The organism is Nocardioides lentus (genome assembly GCF_039529515.1).
In the GTDB taxonomy this organism is placed as follows: Bacteria; Actinomycetota; Actinomycetes; order Propionibacteriales; family Nocardioidaceae; genus Nocardioides; species Nocardioides lentus.
Genome location: NZ_BAAAMY010000004.1, coordinates 288329 through 308350, shown reverse-complemented (window position 1 = coordinate 308350; position 20022 = coordinate 288329). Strand labels below are relative to the sequence as shown.

The window sequence follows — 20022 nt, the reverse complement described above, 5'->3', positions numbered from 1 at the left end:
AGCCCCTCCGCCTGCGCATCCGGGCCGAGTCAGCCCAGCGCCTCCTTCAGCGCCGCCGCGACCTCCCGCACGGCGAGGCGCGAGGTCGGCGCGACGCCGACGGTGTTGAGGAAGCCGTGGATCTGGCTGGGGTGGCGGCGGACCTCGACCCGGACGCCGGCGCGCTGCAGCGCGTAGCCGTAGTCCTCGCCCTCGTCGCGCAGCGGGTCCCACCCGGCCGTCGCGACGTGCGCGGGCGCCAGCCCGTCGGGGACGTCGTCGGCCAGCAGCGGCGACATCCGCGGGTCGGTGCGACTGACCGGGTCGGGGGTGTAGCTGCGCTCGGCGAGCTCGATGAAGCCGCCGGTGAGGTAGTAGCCCTCCGCGTAGGCCTCCCGGCTGCCGCCGGTGCGCGTCGCGTCGGTGATCGGGTAGACCAGCAGCTGGAACGCGAGCGGCAGGCCCTCGGCGGCGGCGCGCCGGGCGACGTGCGCCGCGAGGTTCGCGCCGGCCGAGTCCCCGCCGACGGCCAGGCGGTCGAGGTCGGCGCCGACGAGCTCGGGGTGCTCGAGCAGCCAGCGGTACGCCGCCCAGGCGTCGTCGTGCGCGGCCGGGAAGGGGTGCTCGGGGGCGAGGCGGTAGTCCACGGCCAGCACCCGGACGCCGGCCTCCTCCGCGAGGAAGCGGCAGGCGCCGTCGTGCGTCTCGAGGTCGCCGAAGACGAACCCGCCGCCGTGCAGGAACAGCAGCGTGGGCGCGGTCTGCTCCAGCAGCCGCGACCGGGGCACGTACAGGCGGGCCAGGAGGGCGTCGTCCCCCTCCCCGAGACGGAGGTCGCGCACCGACGCCACCCGTCGCCGCCCGCCCGCCGCGGCGGTCTGCCGGGCCATCGCCACCCGGCCCTCGTCGACCGGGAGGGTCTCGGGGCCGGGCTCGCCGGCCAGCTGCATCAGGCGCAGCATCAGCCGCACGTCGTTGGCCAGCCACTGGCCGTGCGCACCGTGCGCGGACGTCAGGCGCCGCCGTACCGAGCCCGGCAGCGCCAGGACCCCCTTCAAGACGGCCGCCTGGGCCAGCTCCTGCGCACCGCGACGTCGGGTCATGGGCCGCGACCCTATCGACCGCCGGTGCTCGTGCCGCCCGGCGGTCAGGAGGCGCGGTTGTACAGCCGCATCGCGATCGGCGAGAACACGGCGGTGACCACGACGGCGAGCACCAGCACCAGGCCGATGTCCCCGCCGTCCGGCACCCCGTCCATGAGCCCGCGGGCGGCCTCGACGAGCAGCGAGACCGGGTTGACCTCGACGAACGCCCGCAGCCAGCCCGGCATCGTCTCCGGGGGCGCGAAGACCGACGACACGAAGGTCAGCGGGAACAGCACCATCATCGCCGTGCCCATGACCGCGTTGGGGGTGCGCAGCTTGAGCCCGAGGATCAGCCACAGCCAGCTGATCGAGAAGCAGAACGCCAGCAGCACCGCGACCGCCGCGACCACGCCCAGCACCCCGCCCGGGGCGCGGTAGCCGATCAGCACCCCGACGACCACGACCACCGTGGAGGCCATCAGGTAGCGCAGGGTGTCGCCCAGCAGTGCCCCGACCAGCAGCGAGGGCCGCCACACCGGCAGCGACCGGATGCGGTCGAAGACCCCCTTCTCGATGTCGGTGTTGATCGTCATGGCCGTGTACATCGTGATGAACACGACGGTCTGCACGAGGATCCCCGGCAGCGCGTACTGCAGGTAGTCCCCCGGGGAGCCCGAGATCGCGCCGCCGAAGACGAAGGTGAACATGACGGTGAACAGCACCGGGAACATGGTCACGTCGAACAGCTGCTCCGGCACGTGCTTGATCTTCAGCAGCGCGCGCCAGCCGAAGGTCAGCGACGAGCTGACGGCGCCGGCGCGGGCGGGCCGCTCGGCCGAGCCGATCGCGGCGAGCACCTTCGCGGTGTCGGCGGCGGCGCTGTCGGGCACGGCCCGGGCGGTGGTGGGGACGGTGCTCATGCGCGGGCCTCCCGGGTCGTCGTGGGCGCGTCGTCGGTCGTGGTGGTGGTGGGCCGGTCGGTCCGGGTCGCGGGGTCCGCCTGGTCCTCGGCGGGCCGGCCGGTGAGGGCGAGGAAGACCTCGTCGAGGCTGGGCTGGCCCAGCGAGTACTCGCTGACGACCAGGCCCCGCTCCCCCACCCGCTGCAGCGCGCCGGCGACCAGCTCGGGCCGGGCCACCCGGAGGCTCAGCGAGGCGGGGTCGGAGTCGAGGTCCGGCACCTGGTCGAGCGACTCGGCCAGCAGCCGGGCGACCTCAGCGCGCTCGGCCGGGTCGGCGACGCGGACCTTCACCGCGCCAGAGCCGACCGAGGCCTTCAGCTCGCCGCTGGTGCCCTCGGCGATCACGCGGCCGTGGTCGATGACGGAGATCCGGTCCGCCAGCTGGTCGGCCTCCTCGAGGTACTGGGTGGTCAGCAGGATCGTGGTGCCCGCGCCCACGAGGGCCCGGACGATCTCCCACACCTGGTTGCGGCTGCGGGGGTCGAGCCCGGTCGTCGGCTCGTCGAGGAACATCAGCTCCGGCCGGACGACGATCGACCCGGCGATGTCGATGCGCCGCCGCATGCCACCGGAGTAGGCCTTCACCTGCTTGCCGGCCGACGCGGTCAGGTCGAAGGCGTCGAGCAGCTCGGCGGCGCGCTCGCGGGCCGCGGTGCGGGAGTAGCCGTAGAGCCGCGCCAGCATGACGAGGTTCTCGGTGCCCGTCAGGTCCTCGTCGAGGGAGGCGAACTGGCCGGTCAGCGCGACCCGCGACCGCACCTCGGCGGCCTCGCGGACGACGTCGTACCCGAGCACGCGGGCCTCGCCGGCGTCCGGCACCGTCAGGGTCGCGAGCATCCGGATCGTGGTCGTCTTGCCGGCGCCGTTGGGGCCCAGCACGCCGTGGATGCCGCCGCCGGCGACCGCGAGGTCGACCCCGTCGACGGCGCGGTTGTCGCCCTGCTTGCCCCGGAAGACCTTCACCAGGTCCCGGGTCTCGATCGCGAGCGGTGAGCTCATCGTGCCTCCTCCGGCTGCCGGCGGGTCCGGCCCCTGCCTGCTCCGACCGGACGGGGGCGCCGGACTCATCGCCGCCCGCCGGGGACGACGCTAGGACCTCGGACCGGGGCGGGTCGACGTCTTTACGCCCCGGGCGGTCCCACCGCCGCCGCGAGGTCACCGACCGTTCACCGTCGGGTGGGATCATCGGAGGATGAGTCAGGAGTCCCTCGCCGCGCACGTCGCCGGATCGGTCGAGGACGGCCCGGTGGACCTCGGGACCGGCGCCATCGAGACCGACAGCTTCGACGTCGAGCCGCCGTACGTGCCGGACCACGAGGCGCTCGGCGCCGTCGAGAAGTACGACGACCGCTTCCTCGACCGCGAGCTGAGCTGGCTGGCGTTCAACCAGCGGGTGCTCGAGCTGGCCGAGGACGAGTCGCTGCCGCTGCTGGAGCGGGTGCGCTTCCTGGCGATCTTCGCCTCCAACCTCGACGAGTTCTTCATGGTCCGCGTCGCCGGTCTCAAGCGACGCATCGCCGCCGGGGTGGCCGTGCGGGCCGCGTCCGGGATGATGCCGCGCGACGTGCTCGCGGCGATCCACGCGACCACCGACGCGCTGGCGGAGCGTCACTCGCGGCTGTTCGTCGACACGATGATCCCCGCGCTCGAGTCCGAGGGCATCCAGCTGCTGCGCTGGGACGACCTCGACCGCGACGAGCAGAAGCACTGCAAGCGCCTGTTCAAGGACCGCGTCTTCCCCGTGCTGACGCCGCTGGCGGTCGACCCCGCGCACCCGTTCCCCTACATCTCGGGGCTCTCGCTCAACCTCGCCGTGATGGTCCGCCACCCCAAGACGGGCAAGGAGGCCTTCGCGCGGGTCAAGGTGCCGCCGATCTTCGACCGGTTCGTGCCCCTGGGCAACCAGCGCTTCGTGCCCCTCGAGGACGTCATCCGCGAGCACCTCAAGCGGCTGTTCCCCGGCATGGAGATCGTCAAGGTCCACACCTTCCGCGTCACGCGCAACGAGGACCTCGAGGTCGAGGAGGACGACGCCGAGAACCTCCTCGCCGCGCTCGAGAAGGAGCTGCTGCGCCGCAAGTTCGGGCCCGCCGTGCGCCTCGAGGTCGAGGAGTCGATCGACCCGGACGTCCTGCGGCTGCTGGTCTCCGAGCTCGACGTCGCGCCCGACGAGGTGTTCCGCCTCCCCGGCCCGCTCGACCTGCGCGGCCTGGGCGACATCGCGGACCTGCCCCGCGAGGAGCTGAAGTACCCGACGTTCGTGCCGACGACCCACACCCACCTCGCCGAGGTGGAGTCGGCCTCGCCCGTCGACGTCTTCAAGTCCGTCCGACGTCGCGACGTGCTGCTGCACCACCCCTACGACTCGTTCGCCACCTCCGTGCAGCGGTTCATCGAGCAGGCCGCCGCCGACCCCCGCGTGCTGGCGATCAAGCAGACGCTCTACCGCACCTCCGGCGACAGCCCCATCATCGACGCCCTCGTCGACGCCGCCGAGGCCGGCAAGCAGGTGCTGGTGATCGTCGAGATCAAGGCCCGCTTCGACGAGCAGGCCAACATCCGCTGGGCCCGCAAGCTCGAGCACGCCGGCTGCCACGTCGTCTACGGGCTGGTGGGGCTCAAGACCCACTGCAAGCTGGCGATGGTGGTGCGCGACGAGCCCGAGGGGATCCGTCGTTACACCCACATCGGCACGGGCAACTACAACCCCAAGACCGCGCGCCTCTACGAGGACCTCGGGCTGCTCACGGCCGACGAGACCATCGGCGAGGACGTGGCCCACCTGTTCAACAACCTGTCGGGCTACTCGCGTCAGTCGTCCTACGAGCGGCTGCTGGTCGCCCCCGAGTCGGTGCGCGACGGCCTGGTCGCGCAGATCCACGGCGAGATCGCGCACCACCGCGCCGGCCGGCCCGCGCGGATCCGGCTCAAGGCCAACTCCGTCGTCGACGAGGCCGTCATCGACGCGCTCTACCTCGCCTCCCAGGCCGGCGTCGGCGTCGAGCTGTGGGTGCGCGGCATCTGCGCGCTGCGCCCCGGCGTGCCGGGGCTGTCGGAGACGATCCAGGTCCGCTCGGTGCTGGGCCGCTACCTCGAGCACTCGCGGGTCGCCTGGTTCGAGAACGGCGGGGACCCGGCGGTGTGGATCGGCTCGGCGGACCTGATGCACCGCAACCTGGACCGTCGGGTCGAGGTGCTCGTCCGGCTCCCCGGCGAGGCCGCGGTCGCGGAGGTCGGCGGTCTGCTCGACATGGTGACGGCCGAGGACGCCGACACCTGGCACCTGGACGCGGACGGGGCGTGGACCCGTCACCCCGGCACCCTGCACGTGCAGGACACGCTGGTCGAGCGGCAGCGGCGCCGCCGCACCTGACCTCGGGTTGCAGGCCCGGGCACGGGCGGCCCTAGAGTTGGTGGCCGCCCGTCCCCCACGCATCCGAGGTCAGCGCAGTGGCATTCCGGTTCCGCCCGGTCGACGCGTCGTTCTTCGACCTCTTCGCCACCTCGGCCACCCACCTCGTGGGAGGAGCCGCGCTGCTCGCCGAGATGCTCGCCGAGGGCGCGGACCGCGAGGACGTCGCCCGCCGGATGCGGGACGCCGAGCACGCCGCCGACGAGACCACCCACGGCATCATCCGCGCCGTCAACAGCACCTTCGTCACGCCGTTCGACCGCGAGGACATCTACGCGCTCGCCTCGGGCCTCGACGACGTCATGGACCTGATGGACGAGGCGGTCGACTTCATCCTGCTCTACGAGGTGAAGGTGCTGCCTCCCGAGCTGTCCGAGCAGGTCGACGTGCTCCAGCAGTGCGCGGACATCACCGCCGCGGCGATGCCCAAGCTGCGGTCGATGAAGGACAGCGAGCTCAGCGAGTACTGGATCGAGATCAACCGGCTCGAGAACCTCGCCGACAAGCACCACCGGCGGATCCTGGCCTCCCTGTTCAGCGGCAGCTTCAAGGCGCTCGAGGTGCTCAAGCTCAAGGACATCGTGACGACCCTCGAGCAGGCGGTCGACGCCTTCGAGTCGGTCGCCAACACGGTGGAGCAGATCGCGGTCAAGGAGTCCTGAGGACCAGATGAGCCCCGAGCTCGCAATCGTCGTCACCGTCGTGGTCGTGGCGCTGGTCTTCGACTACACCAACGGCTTCCACGACGCCGCCAACGCGATCGCCACCTCGGTGTCGACCCGGGCGCTCACGCCGCGGGTGGCCCTGGCGATGGCCGCGGTCATGAACTTCGTGGGCGCGTTCCTCGGCCAGCAGGTCGCCAGCACCGTCTCGGAGGTGATCAGCCCGCCCCAGAGCACCTCGGGGCTGGTCGTCGTCCTCGCCGGCCTGGTCGGGGCGATCACGTGGAACATGATCACCTGGTACTTCGGGCTGCCCAGCTCGTCGTCGCACGCGCTGATCGGCGGCCTCGCCGGGTCCGCGGTCGTGGCCGGGACGGTCGTGAAGTGGGACACCGTCGTCGACAAGGTCCTGATCCCGATGATCCTGTCGCCGCTGTTCGCCTTCGGCGCCGGCGCTCTGGTGATGATCGCGATCATGTGGATCTTCCGGCGGGCCAACCCCGGTCGCGCCAACCGCCGGTTCCGCGCCGCGCAGACGGTCTCGGCGGCCGCGATGGCGCTCGGCCACGGCCTGCAGGACGCCCAGAAGACGATGGGCGTGATCTTCCTGGCGCTGCTCACCGGCGGGTTCGTGTCGGCCGGCGACGACCTGCCGATCTGGGTGATCTTCTCCGCCGCCGCCGCCATCTCGCTCGGCACCTGGTCGGGCGGCTGGCGCATCATGCGCACCCTGGGACGCCGGATCATCGACCTCGACCCCGCCCGCGGTTTCGCCGCCGAGTCGGTCGCGGCCACCGTCCTCTACACCACGGCGTACGTGTACGAGGCGCCGATCTCGACCACCCACACCATCACCTCCGCGGTGATGGGCGTCGGCGCCACCAAGCGCCTGTCCGCCGTCCGCTGGGGCGTCGCCCGCTCCATCCTCACCGCCTGGGTCCTCACCTTCCCCGCCGCCGGCGCCGCCGCCGCCGCGGCGTACCTGGTGCTCCACGCCGTCCTCCCCGTCGGCTAGTCGCGGCCCCGCCCGGGTGGTCCCCCCACGAACGCGTGGTGCCGACCGACCCGGTCGGACGGGACGACGAGACCGTGGCTGCTACGCCGCCAGCGCGGGCCGCGGGGCGACGACGAGGTCGGTCCGCCGAGTCCCCGGGGGGCGAGACCCGGGTGGGGCCGGGCTCAGCCGAAGCGGCCGGAGATGTAGGCCTCGGTGGAGGGCTCGTCGGGGTTGGAGAAGACCTTCTTGGTGGGGTTGAACTCCACCAGCTGGCCGGGCTCGCCCGTGGCCTTGAGGTTGAAGAAGCCGGTCTCGTCGGAGACGCGGGCGGCCTGCTGCATGTTGTGGGTGACGATCACGATCGTGTAGTCGGTCTTGAGCTCGTGGATCAGGTCCTCGATGGCCGAGGTCGAGATCGGGTCGAGGGCCGAGCACGGCTCGTCCATCAGCAGGACCTGCGGCTCGACCGCGATGGCGCGGGCGATGCACAGGCGCTGCTGCTGGCCGCCGGACAGCCCCATGCCGGGCTTGCCGAGGCGGTCCTTGACCTCGTTCCAGAGGTTGGCGCCCTTGAGGGACTTCTCGACGATGTCGTCGGCCTGGGACTTCTTCATGCGGCGGGCGTTGAGGCGGTTGCCGGCGAGGATGTTGTCGTAGATCGACATCGTCGGGAACGGGTTGGGGCGCTGGAAGACCATCCCGATCTGGCGGCGGACCGCGACCGGGTCGACCGAGGGGTCGTAGAGCGACTAACCGTCGACGACGACCTTGCCCTCGACGCGGGCGCCCGGGATCACCTCGTGCATGCGGTTCAGGGACCGCAGGAAGGTCGACTTGCCGCACCCGGACGGACCGATGAACGCCGTCACCGAGCGCGCCTTGATGGTCATGTTGACGCCCTGCACGGCGAGGAAGTCGCCGTAGTAGATGTTGAGGTCCGAGACGTCGATGCTCTTGGCCATGGTGTGAGTCTGTCCTTCTCTGGGCGGTGGCGGGTCAGCGGCCGGTCTTGGGGGCGAAGGCCCGGCCGATGACGCGGGCCAGCAGGTTCAGGCCCATGACGATCGCGATGAGCACGAGCGCGGCGCCCCACGCACGCTCGACGCCGGGCCCGGGGGGCACGCCCGGCTGGGTGTAGGAGTAGTAGATGAACACCGGCAGGGTCGTCATCCGGTCCTCGAAGAGGTTGAAGTTCACCGAGTCGGTGCGGCCCGCGATGATCAGCAGCGGGGCGGTCTCGCCGATGACCCGGGCGATGGCCAGCATGACGCCGGTGACGATGCCGCTCATCGCGGTCGGGAGCACCACCTTGGTGATGGTGCGCCACTTCGGCACGCCGAGCGCGTACGCCGCCTCGCGCAGCTCGCCCGGCACGAGCTTGAGCATCTCCTCGGTCGCGCGCACCACGACGGGGATCATCAGCAGGCTCAGCGCCACCGAGCCGCCGAGGCCCAGCCGGATGCCCTCGCCGAAGAACAGCACGAACAGCGCGTAGGCGAACAGGCCCGCGACGATCGAGGGGATGCCGGTCATGACGTCGACCAGGAAGGTGATCGCCCGGGCCAGGCGGGACTTCACGCCGTACTCGACGAGGTAGATCGCGGTCATCACACCGATCGGGATCGAGATCACCGCGGCGCCCAGCGTCACGAGGAGCGTGCCGATCAGGGCGTGGTAGATGCCGCCCTGCGCATCGCCGATGACGCCGCGCATCGAGAAGGTGAAGAAGTCGACCGACAGGGCCGGGAAGCCCCGCGAGACCACGGTCCACACCAGCGAGAGCAGCGGGACGAGCGCGATCGCGAAGGCCGTCCACACCAGCGAGGTGACGAGCCGGTCGACCGCGCCGCGCCGACCCTCGAGGCTCGCGGCCCACACGGTGATGCCGACGACGAAGGTGAGGCCCGCGAGGATCGCCATCACGACGACGCCGCGGCCCAGCAGCAGGCCGAGGCCCACGCCGACGACCACCGCGACGGCGGCGACGATCCAGGGCGCCGACTGCGGCAGGCGCGGCCCGGACAGCGGCATCGCGTCGCGGGCGTCCGGACGGGTGAGCGTGTCGGTCATCGTGCGAGCCTCCGCTCGGACCGGCCGGCGATCGCGCGGGCCGCGAAGTTGACCCCGAACGTGATCACGAACAGCACGAGGCCGCTGGCGATCAGCACGTTGACGGTCAGGCCGCTCGCCTCGGGGAACTGCAGGGCGATGTTGGCGGCGATCGTCGAGGGGTTGGTCGAGGAGATCATGTTGAAGGTGATGACGCCGGAGGCCGACAGCACCAGGGCGACGGCCATCGTCTCGCCCAGGGCGCGGCCCAGGCCGAGCATCACGGCCGAGACCATGCCGGACTTGGCGTAGGGGAAGACGGCCATGCGGATCATCTCCCACCGCGTCGCACCGAGGGCCAGGGCGGCCTCCTGGTGCAGCGTCGGGGTCTGGGCGAAGATCTCGCGGCAGATCGCGGTGACGATCGGCAGGATCATGATCGCCAGCACCAGGCCGGCGGTGAAGATGGTGCGGCCGGTCGTGGAGGCCGGGCCCGCGAAGAACGGGATGAACGAGGCGTTCTCCGCCAGCCAGCCGTACGACGGGACCAGCTGCGGGCCGAGCACCACGATGCCCCACACGCCGTACACGACGCTGGGGACCGCGGCGAGCAGGTCGACGACGTAGCCGATCGGCTTGGCGACCCGGCGCGGGGCGTAGTGGGAGATCACCAGGGCCATCCCGACCGAGAGCGGCGTCGCGATCACCAGCGCGATCAGCGCCGCCAGCAGGGTGCCGAAGACCAGGGGCCACACGAACCCCCAGAAGCTGGACGCGCCGCCGAGGTTCTCCTCCGGCGCCGTCAGGCCGGGCAGGCCCTCGAGCACCAGGAAGATCGCGACGCCTGCGAGGGCGACCAGGATGACCAGCGCGGCGCCGAGCGCCAGACCGCTGAACACGCTGTCACCGACGCGTCGGCCCGACCGCCGTGACTCCTCAACCGTGGTGCTCACTCGTTCTCCTCGCGGTGTCCGCGCTCCGTGACGCGAGGACCCGCCTCGCGCCTGGGTCCCGGGACCGTCATGCTCGCAGTCCCGGGACCCCCGTGGCGACTCCCGCCCCCATGTCGCGGGGCCGCCGTGGTGCTGTCTGTCGTCGTGGCGATCAGCCGATCTGGCTGACGATCTCCGTCGCCTGCTCGCTGACCTCGGACGACAGCGGGGCGGAGCCCGCGGTCTCGGCGGCGGCGGCCTGGCCGTCCTCGCTGACCACGTAGGTCAGGAAGGCGTTGACCAGCTCGCCCTCGGCGGCGTCCTCGTAGGAGGGGCAGGCGAGCATGTAGGACGCGAGCACGACCGGGTAGACGCCGGCCTCCTCGGTCTCGCGGTCGATGTCGACGGCCATGGAGTTGGCCTCGCGACCCTCGACGGCCGGGGACGCGGTGATGATCTCCGCGGCGGCCTCGGGGGACGGCGCGACGTACTCCTCGCCGACCAGGACGTTGGCCGCACCGAGGTCGCCGGCCTGGGACGCGTCCGCGTAGCCGATCGTGCCGTCGCCGCCACCGACCGCGTCCACGACGCCGGAGGTGCCGCTGGCGGCCTCGCCGCCCTGGATCGGCCACACGTCGCTGGGCTCCTCGGCCCAGCCGCCGGCGGCCGAGAGGTACTCGGTGAAGTTCTCGGTGGTGCCCGAGTCGTCGCTGCGGTGGACGGGGGTGATCGCCGTGTCGGGCAGGTCGGCGTCGGGGTTGTCCTCGGCGATGGCCGGGTCGTCCCACGTCGTGATGTCGCCCTCGAAGATGCCGGTGATGGTCTCCGGCGCGAGGTTGAGCTCGTCGACGCCCTCGAGGTTGTAGATGACCGCGATGGGGCTGACGTAGGCCGGGACCTCGATCGGGTCGCCGCCGCAGCGCTCCGTGGCGGCGGCGAGCTCCTCCTCGTCGAGGTAGGAGTCGGTGCCGGCGAAGGCGACGCCGCCGGCGATGAACTGCTCGCGGCCACCGCCCGAGCCCACCGGGTCGTAGTTCACGGTGACGTCGGGGTTGGCCTCCTGGAAGCCGGCGCGCCACGCGGCCTGGGCCGCCTCCTGCGAGCTGGCGCCGGCGCCGGCGATGGTGCCGGACAGGTCGCTGTCGCCGCCCTCGCCTCCGCTGCCGGAGCCGGTGTCCTCGTTGCCCGCCGAGCAGCCGGCGAGGGCCACGGTGAGGGTCACGGCCGCGAGGCCGGGGAGGACCCGCTTCAGCCGGGGGCGCTGGGAAGTGATCCGCACGTCGTTCTCCTGGTTCGTCTGTGCTGCAGAGGTCGTTCAGTTGACGCCGAGGACGCTAGGCAGACCAGGTGACCGCGCGCGCCGTCAGCGGTGAACGAGCGGTGAACGCACGCCGGAGACTCGGCGCCGGACGGGCAAAGAGGGAGACGTGGCTCACGTCACCCGGCATCGTGTGACCGTTCCGTGACCCGGGGCGTTCAGCCGCGCGGAGCGGGCAGCTCGTCGGCGGCCAGGACGAGACCGCTGCGACGGTGCACGACCAGCAGGCCGCCGGGCTCCAGCCGGGCCGCGTGCGTGCCCAGCGCGTCGTAGACCAGGGGCAGCACGGGGCGGTGGGTGCACACGACGGCGGGACCCGTGCGGGAGCGCAGGTCGTCGATCACCTCCGCCACCCCGGAGGCGCTCGCCCCCTCCTCGGAGAGCTCCTCGCGGGTGTGCAGCCGGCGGTCGTGCGCCTCGGCGTACGGCGTGAGCGTCTGCACGCAGCGCGTCGACGAGGAGCTCAGCACCCGGCGCACGCCGTAGGACTCCAGGAGGGGCACCAGCCGCTCGGCCTGCCGGGCGCCGGCCGCGGTCAGCGGGCGGACGCGGTCGTCGCGGCGCCACGACTTGCGCGCGCGGGCGTGGCCGTGGCGCACCACGACGAGGACGTCGGCGCGGCGGCGGAGGGCGGCGGCCTCGCGCACGGTGTCCCGGTCGCGGGGGTAGGTCAGCAGGCGCAGCGCGTCCAGCCAGGGCACCCACGCGACCTCGTCGATCTCCTGGCCGCGGCGGTAGCCCGTCACGTCGTCGTCGCCCTCGACGCGGGCGACGAAGTAGTGCACGACCTTGGTGCGGGCGCCACGGCCGTGGCCGACGACGTAGAACTGGTCGCGCAGCGCCGGGCCGAGCCGCACCCGCAGCCCGGTCTCCTCCTCGACCTCCCGCACGGCGGTCCGGGTGGGGTGCTCGCCCGGGTCGACCTTGCCCTTGGGCAGTGACCAGTCGTCGTACGACGGGCGGTGGACGAGGAGCACCTCGGGCAGGTCGTCGCCGGCCCGGGTGACGACCGCGCCCGCCGCGGCGACCTTCGCCGAGCGCGAGGGATCCGAGGACGTGGAGGGCGCGCTGCGCTGGGCCATGGCCGTTAGTCTCACAGCACCCGGCGACCAGGAGGACCCGCCCCATGACCCGTGTCGCCGAGCGGTTCGGCCCCCTCGGACCGGGCCCGCGGCGGGTGGTCCTCGCGCTGGGGCTCGCGGTCGTGCTCGTGGTCGGGGTCGCGCTGTGGGCCGTGCGTGCGCTCGGTGGCCCGGAGGGCGACCTGGCCCGGGCGGCGGAGGTCTCGCCGGCGGCGTCGCAGCGGCTGTCCTTCACCGACTGGGCCGGCGTGCGCGCCGAGCGTGGGGCGGACCTGGACGCCGACAGCTCCGGCGCCGCCGTCCGCCGCTTCCTCGACGAGGCCTACCGCTCCGACCTGGTCTCCACCAGCGCCACGGTGGCCTCCGCCGAGGCCCTGCAGGAGCAGTTCGGCCTCTCCCCGGGCACGGTGGAGTGGGAGGGCTTCAGCCAGTCGACCGACGGCGCGGTCGTCAGCCTCCAGCTGCCCGAGGACGCCGACCTGGACGCGCTCGGCGAGCGGCTCGCGGGTCTCGGCTTCGCCCGCCCGGACGAGGCCGACGGGGTGTGGCAGGGCGGTGCGGACCTCCTGGCGCGCCTCGACCCGGCGTTCAGCCCCGTGTTCGGCTACGTCGTGCTGCTGGCCGACGAGGGCCTCGTGCTGACGTCGGACTCCGCGGCGTACCTCCGGACCGCCCGGGCCTCCGCGACCGGGGAGGCCTCGGGCATGCTGGACGAGGTCGCCGACGTCGTCGGACCGCTGCCCGACGCGCTCTCGGCCGCCGTCTACACCGGCACCTACGCGTGCGGGGAGCTCGCGATGACGACCGCCGACGAGGTGGACCAGGCGAGCGGCGACCGGCTCGTCGACGAGGCCGGCGGGGTGCACCCGCTGACGTCGTTCGCGATGGCGCGGGTGCCGGGCGGCGACGTCCGCACCGTGCTGGGCCTCGAGACCGCCGACGCGGCCCGCGAGGACGCGGACCCCCGGGCCCGGCTCGCGTCCGGCGAGGCCCCGGGGCAGGGCGGCAGCTTCCGCGACCGGTTCCGGCTCGAGGAGGTCGTCGCCGACGGCCGCGCGGTCGTCATGGACATGAGCCCGCGGCGCGGCCAGCTCGTCGTGTCGGACCTCTCGACGGGTCCGCTGCTCTTCGCGGCCTGCTGAGGGCTCCCGCGGCCCGCCGCGGGCTCCGGACGTGCGAAGACCCCGCCCGGCGGAGCCGGACGGGGTCTTGCGATGCCTGGTGACAGGCGACGCCTGAGGTCAGGCGGGGCGAACGTTCTCAGCCTGGGGGCCCTTGGGACCCTGGGTGACGTCGAACTCCACCTTCTGGTTCTCGTCCAGGGACTTGTAGCCCTGGGTCTGGATCGCCGAGTAGTGCACGAAGACGTCGTCGCCGCCGTCCTCCTGCGCGATGAAGCCGAAACCCTTCTCGGCGTTGAACCACTTCACGGTGCCCTGAGCCATGGTGCTGGTACTCCTCTATCAGTGTGAGCCGCCACTTCGGCGACCCGCTTCAGGTGCGGGTGACACGTCGCTCCCACCCGCACACCGAGAAGTACACGGACTAGAAACGCCGTTGGACACGAACTCCGCGGGCGTCGACCTGCAAAGACATGCACCTTCAGCACCACTGACACTAGCAACCCGCGGCACCGATGCCGCCATCCCCGCGTCCGAACTGTGGATGGCCCTCCCCTGAACGTGCGGTGACCGAGGTCGTCGCCGCCCGGGAACATCCGGTGGTTGTGCGCGGTTACCATTGCCGAAAGCAATCATTGTGGGAGGTAGGCATGTCGGTCACCAGCCGCGACGAGGCCACGCAGCGGGCCAGTCGCGAGATCGTCGAGGCCCTGCGCCTCATCGGCCCGCTGCGCCGCGAGATCGCCCGGCTGGTGCCCGACGAGGTCGGTCCCGGCGGGCTGACCGCGCTCCGCGTCATCGCCGAGGCCGACAAGCACGGCGAGGCCGCGCGCGTCAGCGACGTCGCGACGGCGCAGCACATCGGGCTGCCCGTCGCCAGCCGCCAGGTCCGCCAGCTCGAGGACGACGGCCTCGTCGCCCGCGAGGTCGCGCCCGAGGACCGCCGGGCCCACCGGCTGACGCTGACCGCGCACGGCCGGGCGCTGCTCGAGCGCGTCCACGCCGACCTCATCGCCTCCATCGACACCGTCCTCGGCGACTGGGACCCCGAGGACGCCGTCGCGCTGGCCCGCCTCATGGCCCGCCTGCACGACGGGATCTCCCGGCTCCCGGACGCCGTCTCGTCCTCCCACGCCACCGCCACGCACCTGCAGGAGAGCGCCGTATGACCACCGCACCGCCCGATCCCACCACCCGCGCCGAGGGCACGTCGCCGGCCGCGTCCTCGGGGACCGCCGACGCGAGCCCCGCGCCCATGACGCCGCGCGAGATCATCACCGCCCTGTCCGGGCTGATGCTGGGGATGCTCGTCGCGATCCTCTCCAGCACCGTCGTGTCGACGTCCCTGCCGCGGATCATCGCCGACCTCGGCGGCGGCCAGTCGTCCTACACCTGGGTCGTGACGGCCACCCTGCTCGCCATGACCGTCTCGACGCCGGTCTGGGGCAAGCTCGCGGACCTCTTCGACCGCAAGCTGCTGCTGCAGCTGTCGCTGGGCCTGTTCACGATCGGCTCGATCCTGGCGGCGTTCAGCCAGACCACGGGCCAGCTGATCGCCTGCCGCGGCGTGCAGGGCCTCGGCGTCGGCGGCCTGATGTCGCTGGCGATCATCGTGATCTCCGACATCATCAGCCCCCGCGAGCGCGGCAAGTACATGGGCGTGCTCGGCGGCGTGATGTCGATCGGCACCATCGGCGGCCCGCTGCTCGGCGGCCTGGTCACCGACGCGGTCGGCTGGCGCGCCAACTTCTTCCTCGTCGTGCCGCTCTCCCTCGGCGCGCTGGTCGTGATCCAGAAGACGCTGCACCTGCCCAAGCGCGAGCGCAGCGGCGACGTCCGCCTGGACTACCTCGGCGCCGTGCTGGTGACCGCCGCCGTGTCCACCCTGCTGATCTGGGTGACGCTCGCCGGGTCGCAGTTCGGGTGGGCCTCGCTCACGTCGTACCTGATGGTGGGCGGCTCGGTGCTCGCCGCCGTGCTGTTCGTGCTGGTCGAGCGCAGGGCCCACTCCCCGCTGCTGCCGATGTGGCTGTTCCGCAACCGCACCGTCGTCCTGACGATCATCGCGAGCATCGCGGTCGGCGTGGCGATGTTCGGCACCACCGTGTTCCTCTCGCAGTACATGCAGCTCGCGCGCGGCGAGACCCCGACGACCTCGGGCCTGCTGACGCTGCCGATGGTGCTCGGCTCCGTGGTGTCCTCCATCGTCATCGGTCAGCTGATCAGCCGCACCGGGGTGTGGAAGCGCTACATGGTGACCGGCACCCTCTTCCTCACCGTCGGCCTCGCGCTGATGGGGACCATCCACTACGACACGCCGTTCTGGCACCTCGTGGTCTTCATGGCCGTCGTCGGCATCGGGATCGGCGCCGTCATGCAGAACCTCATGCTGGTGACGCAGAACGTGCTGCCCGTGACCGAGATGGGCGCCGGCTCCTCGTCGGTGACCTTCTTCCGCAGCCTCGGCGGCGCGGTCGGCGTGTCCGCCATGGGCGCGCTGCTCGGCAGCCAGGCCTCGAGCCGGATCGTCGACGGCCTCGCGTCGCTCGGCGTCCCCGCCTCCGCGATGGGCTCCGGCGGCAGCGGCCAGATCCCCGACCTGTCGCAGCTGCCGGGACCGGTGCGCCTGGTCGTCGAGCAGTCCTACGGCGAGGCCGTCGCGCACGTCTTCCTCGCCGCGGTGCCGCTCGCGGTCGTCGCCTTCGTCGCGGTCGCCCTGCTGCCCAACCTGCCGCTCGGCACCAAGACCGGCATCGAGCAGATGGCCGAGGAGCGGGCCCTCGCCGAGGGCGCCACGGAGCCCGAGCCGGAGACCCTCTCGCCCGCCACGGACGACGGGCAGACCGAGCCCGGCGCCCACCGGGCGGAGGCGGTCGGCACCCACCGGCGCTGACCCCGCCGAGCCGTCGCGAGCTCCCGCCCCGGGCACGCCGAGTCGTCACGAGATCTGGTGATCTCGTGACGACTCGGCGTTCAGGCGTACTCGGAGGCGGCGTCCGTGAGCCAGGCGGCGAGGTGGCGGGCGAACGAGGCGCGGACGTAGCAGCGCCACTCCTGCTCCCCCACCCGGCCGACGACGACCTGGCAGCCGGCGAGCAGGCCCTGGACGGCGCCGCCGACGGCGACCACCTCGAGGTCGACGGGGCAGCCGTGGGCCATCACGGTGAGGGCGTGCTCGCCGGACAGCACGAGGGCGGTGCGCTGGCCGGAGACGTCCACGCCCCCCAGCTCCGCCGCGAGCGGCACCTCGAGCGCCGGCACCTCCGGCGGCGGTCCGTCGACCAGCCACCACCGTGGGCCCAGGCCCCACACGTGGCCGTCAACCGGGGTCGCGGGGCGCCCGCCGCGCACCTCCACCAACGAGCGGTACGGCGTCTCGGACATCCGCAGCGCGGGCGCGTCGAGCCCGAAGACGGTGCCGGTCAACGGCGTCCGGCGGGTCCCCAGCACGCTCTCAGCCGTCACGGCGGGCCCCCTCGGGGTCGTAGGTCACGGGCGCGGTGACGCGCACGGGCGTGGGCACGAGGTCGTCGACGGCGTCGAGCACCTCGCCGATCCGGTCGCGCCCGCCGTCGAGCAGCGCGAGCGCGAACGGCCCGTCGACGCCCGCGGCGTACGCACTGGTGACGTGGCCGTGCATCGCGACGGGGACGGCGGCCAGGTCGGCCCCGTGGTCGACGAGCTGGGCGCCCTCGACGAGGCGGGTGGTGCCGTCCAGCGGCGCGAGGCCGACGAGGTGGCGCCGGTCCTCGCGCTGCGCGTCGGCGCGGGCCAGCGAGCGCCTGCCGACGTAGTCGGTCTTCTTGCGCGACAGCGCCCAGCCCAGGCCGAGGTCGGCGGGGGTGACGGTGCCGTCGGTGTCCTGCCCCACGATGGGGAACGCCTTCTCGGCGCGCAGGACGTGCATCGTCTCCGTCCCGTACGGCGTGATGTCGTGCGGCGCTCCCGCGGCCGCGACCGCGTCCCACAGCGCCGCGCCCCACCAGGCGGGGACGGTCAGCTCGAAGGCCAGCTCCCCGGAGAACGACACCCGCGCGACCCGGCCGGGCAGACCCGCGAGGTCGGCCTCGCGGTGCGCCATGAAGGCGAAGCCCTCCGCGGACCAGTCCTCATCGGGCGCCAGCGCCTCGACGACGGCCCGCGAGAGGGGTCCGGCGACGGCGACGGTGGCCCAGTGGTCGGTCTGCGAGGTGCAGACGACGTCGAGGTGGGGCCACTCGGTGCGCAGCCACTCCTCCAGCGTGTCCAGCACCGCGGCGGCGTTGCCCGTGGTCGTCGACATCAGCCAGTCGGTCTCGGAGAGCCGCATCGTGGTGCCGTCGTCGACGACCATGCCGTCGAGGCCGCACATCACGCCGTACCGGACCTTGCCGACGGCCAGCGTCGAGAACAGGTTCGTGTAGACCATGTCGAGCAGCGCCCCGACGTCGGCGCCGCGCAGGTGGATGGAGCCGAGGGTGGAGGCGTCCATCATCCCGACGCCGGTCCGCACGGCGCGGCACTCGCGCACGACGGCCTCGTCGAGGGTCTCGACGGTGCCGTCCTCGCGCCGGCGCGGGAAGGCGTGGGGGCGGTGCCACTGGCCGACGTCCTCCATGGGGGCGGAGGCGACGCGGTCGTGGATCGGCGTGACCCGCAGCGGGTCGCTGAGCACGCCGCGGTGGCGCGAGGCCAGCAGCCCGAACGACAGCGGCACCAGCGGCGGGCGCGCGCCGGTGTGGCCGACGCGGCCCAGCGGCTCGCCGAGCAGGCCGGCGACGACCCCGGCGGTGACGACCCCGGAGCTGCGGCCCTGGTCGGCGCCGGTGCCGATCGTCGTGTGGCGCTTGACGTGCTCCACGCTGCGCAGCCCCGCGTCGAGCGCGCGGCGGACGTCGCCGAGGGTGGCGTCGCGGTGGGTGTCGAGGAAGACCCGCTCGGGATCGGCGACGTCGTGCGCGCAGAAGCACGCCGAGCCGGGCCTGCCGGTCGCGGCGCTGCCGACCACGCTCCACCGGCCGCCGGGCGGGGCGGCGTCGGGCAGGAAGGCCGCGGCGACGTCGGACCAGCGGGTCGTCCCGCCGGCGTGGGTCCACAGCCGCAGGTCGGGGTCGAGACCGCCCGACACGGCGAGGAGGTCGACCTCGTGGGTCCCGGTGGTGGTCCGCACGGCGCGCAGGCGCCCGTCGGCGTCGGCGTCGGTGCCGAGGACCTCGGCCGCCGGCCCGCCGTCGCGGCCGTCCCGGGCGTCGAGGACGGCGACGACGTCGACCCCCGCGGCGCGCAGCGCGTCCGCGGCGGCCAGGCCGCCGTCGTGCGCGGTCCAGACGACGGCCCGCTCCCCGGGCAGCACGCCGTACCGCTCGACGTACGACGCGGCGGCCCCGGCCAGCATCACGCCGGGCCGGTCGTTGTCGGCGAAGGCGATCGGGCGCTCCTCGCAGCCGCCGGCGAGGACCACCCGGCCGGCCTGCAGGTGCAGGAGCCGGCGTCGGGTGCGCTCGCCGGGGCGGTGCTGGACGGCGACCAGGCGGCCGTGCGCGTGGCCGCCGACCACGGTGGTGCGGGTCAGCACGCGCACGCCGTCGAGGTCGGCGGGGTCGGCGAGGCCGGCCGGGCCGTCGTGGACCAGGAGCACCCGGCCCTCGCCGGCCGCCGCCGCCGCGCGCGCCGCCTCGGCGCCGGCCCTCCCGCCGCCGACCACGACGACCTCGGCGTGGAGGTGGAGGGTGTCGTAGCGGGCCTCGCCGTCGTAGGGCAGCACCTCGGGCAGCAGCCGGCCGCGACCGGCGAGACGCTCGACGGCCAGCCCGTCGTACACCTCGAGGGTGGTGGCCTGGACCATCGGCTCGGCGCCCGTGCCGTCGGGACCCGAGAGCACCTGGACCCAGGCGTTCGGCTCCTCGCGCCCGATGCCGACGACGCCACGGGGCCGGCCGGTGTAGATGCCGGCACCGACCTGGCCGAGGTCGGCGGCGAGCATCGCGGAGGCCAGGGTGTCCCCGGCGTACGCGGGGACCGCGATGCCGTCGACGGTGAGGGTCAGCTCGCGGGTGCGGTCGATCCGGCTGCCGCCGGTGGGCAGTCGCCTGCTCATGGGGTGCCTCCCACCGGGTCGCCCGCGAAGCGGGCGGACCGGATCTCGTCGGTGACGGTGTGACGCTCGACGACCAGCCACTCGCGGCAGGCCGCGACGTGGCACCAGCGCTCGGTGAACCACCCGGCCGGGTCGGCGCGGACGAACAGGAAGTCGCCCCACGCCGCGTCGTCGAGCGCCGCCGGGTCGGCGGGGTAGTCGACGCCGGCCTCGCCGCCGTAGCCGAACTCCGTCTCGTCGCGCTCCCCGCAGTGCGGGCACGGGATCCTCAGCACGACCTCACCCCTCCTCGTCGGTCGAGTCCGCAGCCGTGTGCGCCCCTGATGAGCATCCGGGACGGCGCGGGCC

17 protein-coding genes and 1 pseudogene are annotated in these 20022 nt (G+C 73.3%); 6 read left to right on the top strand and 12 right to left on the bottom strand.

Features of this window, described 5'->3' with window-relative positions; all coding sequences use genetic code 11:
- Positions 1-29: 29 nt before the first annotated feature.
- The 3 genes from ABD158_RS08250 to ABD158_RS08240 are packed head-to-tail and all read right to left on the bottom strand — an operon-like array spanning position 30 to position 3024.
- Positions 30-1082, bottom strand: coding sequence for an alpha/beta hydrolase (locus ABD158_RS08250; protein ID WP_344005995.1), 1053 nt, complete (start codon positions 1080-1082; stop codon positions 30-32).
- 44 nt (positions 1083-1126) lie between these two features.
- Entirely contained in the window at positions 1127-1984 is an 858-nt protein-coding gene (locus ABD158_RS08245) for an ABC transporter permease (protein ID WP_344005993.1), read from the bottom strand.
- Complete coding sequence (locus ABD158_RS08240) at positions 1981-3024, bottom strand: ATP-binding cassette domain-containing protein (RefSeq protein WP_344005991.1); 1044 nt, start codon at positions 3022-3024, stop codon at positions 1981-1983. The genes ABD158_RS08245 and ABD158_RS08240 overlap by 4 nt, the downstream gene beginning before the upstream one ends.
- 193 nt (positions 3025-3217) lie before the next feature.
- Between ABD158_RS08240 and ABD158_RS08235 the strand changes: the two genes are divergently transcribed.
- The 3 genes from ABD158_RS08235 (at position 3218) to ABD158_RS08225 (ending at position 7114) form a co-directional block, all read left to right on the top strand.
- On the top strand, positions 3218-5398 hold the full coding sequence (locus ABD158_RS08235; RefSeq protein WP_344005989.1) for an RNA degradosome polyphosphate kinase: 2181 nt from the start codon (positions 3218-3220) through the stop codon (positions 5396-5398).
- 77 nt (positions 5399-5475) lie between these two features.
- Positions 5476-6099, top strand: coding sequence for a DUF47 domain-containing protein (locus ABD158_RS08230; RefSeq protein WP_344005987.1), 624 nt, complete (start codon positions 5476-5478; stop codon positions 6097-6099).
- Positions 6100-6106: 7 nt separating this feature from the next.
- Positions 6107-7114 carry an inorganic phosphate transporter gene (locus ABD158_RS08225; protein ID WP_344005985.1) on the top strand — a complete coding sequence of 336 codons (1008 nt, stop codon included), beginning with the start codon at positions 6107-6109 and terminating at the stop codon, positions 7112-7114.
- Positions 7115-7278: 164 nt separating this feature from the next.
- Here the strand turns inward: ABD158_RS08225 and pstB are convergent.
- From pstB to ABD158_RS08200, 5 genes and pseudogenes are all read right to left on the bottom strand, one after another.
- A pseudogene (gene pstB, locus ABD158_RS08220) lies at positions 7279-8058 on the bottom strand (phosphate ABC transporter ATP-binding protein PstB).
- A 34-nt stretch (positions 8059-8092) separates the two neighbouring features.
- On the bottom strand, positions 8093-9166 hold the full coding sequence (gene pstA, locus ABD158_RS08215; RefSeq protein WP_344005983.1) for a phosphate ABC transporter permease PstA: 1074 nt from the start codon (positions 9164-9166) through the stop codon (positions 8093-8095).
- A complete protein-coding gene (pstC, locus tag ABD158_RS08210; RefSeq protein ID WP_344005981.1) occupies positions 9163-10098 on the bottom strand; it encodes a phosphate ABC transporter permease subunit PstC in 936 nt (311 codons plus the stop codon). Before pstC ends, pstA begins: the two co-directional genes overlap by 4 nt.
- A 151-nt stretch (positions 10099-10249) precedes the next feature.
- Complete coding sequence (gene pstS, locus ABD158_RS08205; protein WP_344005979.1) at positions 10250-11356, bottom strand: phosphate ABC transporter substrate-binding protein PstS; 1107 nt, start codon at positions 11354-11356, stop codon at positions 10250-10252.
- A 197-nt stretch (positions 11357-11553) separates the two neighbouring features.
- Positions 11554-12477, bottom strand: a complete 924-nt coding sequence (locus ABD158_RS08200) for an NUDIX hydrolase (RefSeq protein WP_344005977.1) — start codon at positions 12475-12477, stop codon at positions 11554-11556.
- A 44-nt stretch (positions 12478-12521) separates the two neighbouring features.
- Here ABD158_RS08200 and ABD158_RS08195 point away from each other — a divergent pair, with 44 nt between their 5' ends.
- Complete coding sequence (locus tag ABD158_RS08195) at positions 12522-13619, top strand: hypothetical protein (protein WP_344005975.1); 1098 nt, start codon at positions 12522-12524, stop codon at positions 13617-13619.
- Between the two features lie 99 nt (positions 13620-13718).
- Here ABD158_RS08195 and ABD158_RS08190 read toward each other — a convergent pair whose 3' ends face one another.
- A complete protein-coding gene (locus tag ABD158_RS08190; RefSeq protein WP_134766768.1) occupies positions 13719-13922 on the bottom strand; it encodes a cold-shock protein in 204 nt (67 codons plus the stop codon).
- Positions 13923-14248: 326 nt separating this feature from the next.
- On the opposite strand from ABD158_RS08190, the gene ABD158_RS08185 reads away from it, so the two are divergent.
- Together ABD158_RS08185 and ABD158_RS08180 are read left to right on the top strand one after the other, a co-directional pair.
- Positions 14249-14767, top strand: coding sequence for a MarR family winged helix-turn-helix transcriptional regulator (locus ABD158_RS08185; RefSeq protein WP_344005971.1), 519 nt, complete (start codon positions 14249-14251; stop codon positions 14765-14767).
- Positions 14764-16491, top strand: coding sequence for an MDR family MFS transporter (locus tag ABD158_RS08180; RefSeq protein ID WP_344005969.1), 1728 nt, complete (start codon positions 14764-14766; stop codon positions 16489-16491). The genes ABD158_RS08185 and ABD158_RS08180 overlap by 4 nt, the downstream gene beginning before the upstream one ends.
- A gap of 80 nt (positions 16492-16571) precedes the next feature.
- Here the strand turns inward: ABD158_RS08180 and ABD158_RS08175 are convergent, their stop codons facing one another.
- From ABD158_RS08175 to ABD158_RS08165, 3 genes are read right to left on the bottom strand one after another with little or no spacing between them, the layout of a single operon-like run.
- Positions 16572-17063: a sarcosine oxidase subunit gamma gene (locus tag ABD158_RS08175; protein WP_344005967.1), complete on the bottom strand. Its 492-nt coding sequence runs from the start codon at positions 17061-17063 to the stop codon at positions 16572-16574.
- Complete coding sequence (locus tag ABD158_RS08170; protein ID WP_344005965.1) at positions 17053-19674, bottom strand: 2Fe-2S iron-sulfur cluster-binding protein; 2622 nt, start codon at positions 19672-19674, stop codon at positions 17053-17055. The genes ABD158_RS08175 and ABD158_RS08170 overlap by 11 nt, the downstream gene beginning before the upstream one ends.
- Complete coding sequence (locus ABD158_RS08165; RefSeq protein ID WP_344005963.1) at positions 19671-19949, bottom strand: sarcosine oxidase subunit delta; 279 nt, start codon at positions 19947-19949, stop codon at positions 19671-19673. The genes ABD158_RS08170 and ABD158_RS08165 overlap by 4 nt, the downstream gene beginning before the upstream one ends.
- Between the last annotated feature and the right edge of the window lie 73 nt (positions 19950-20022).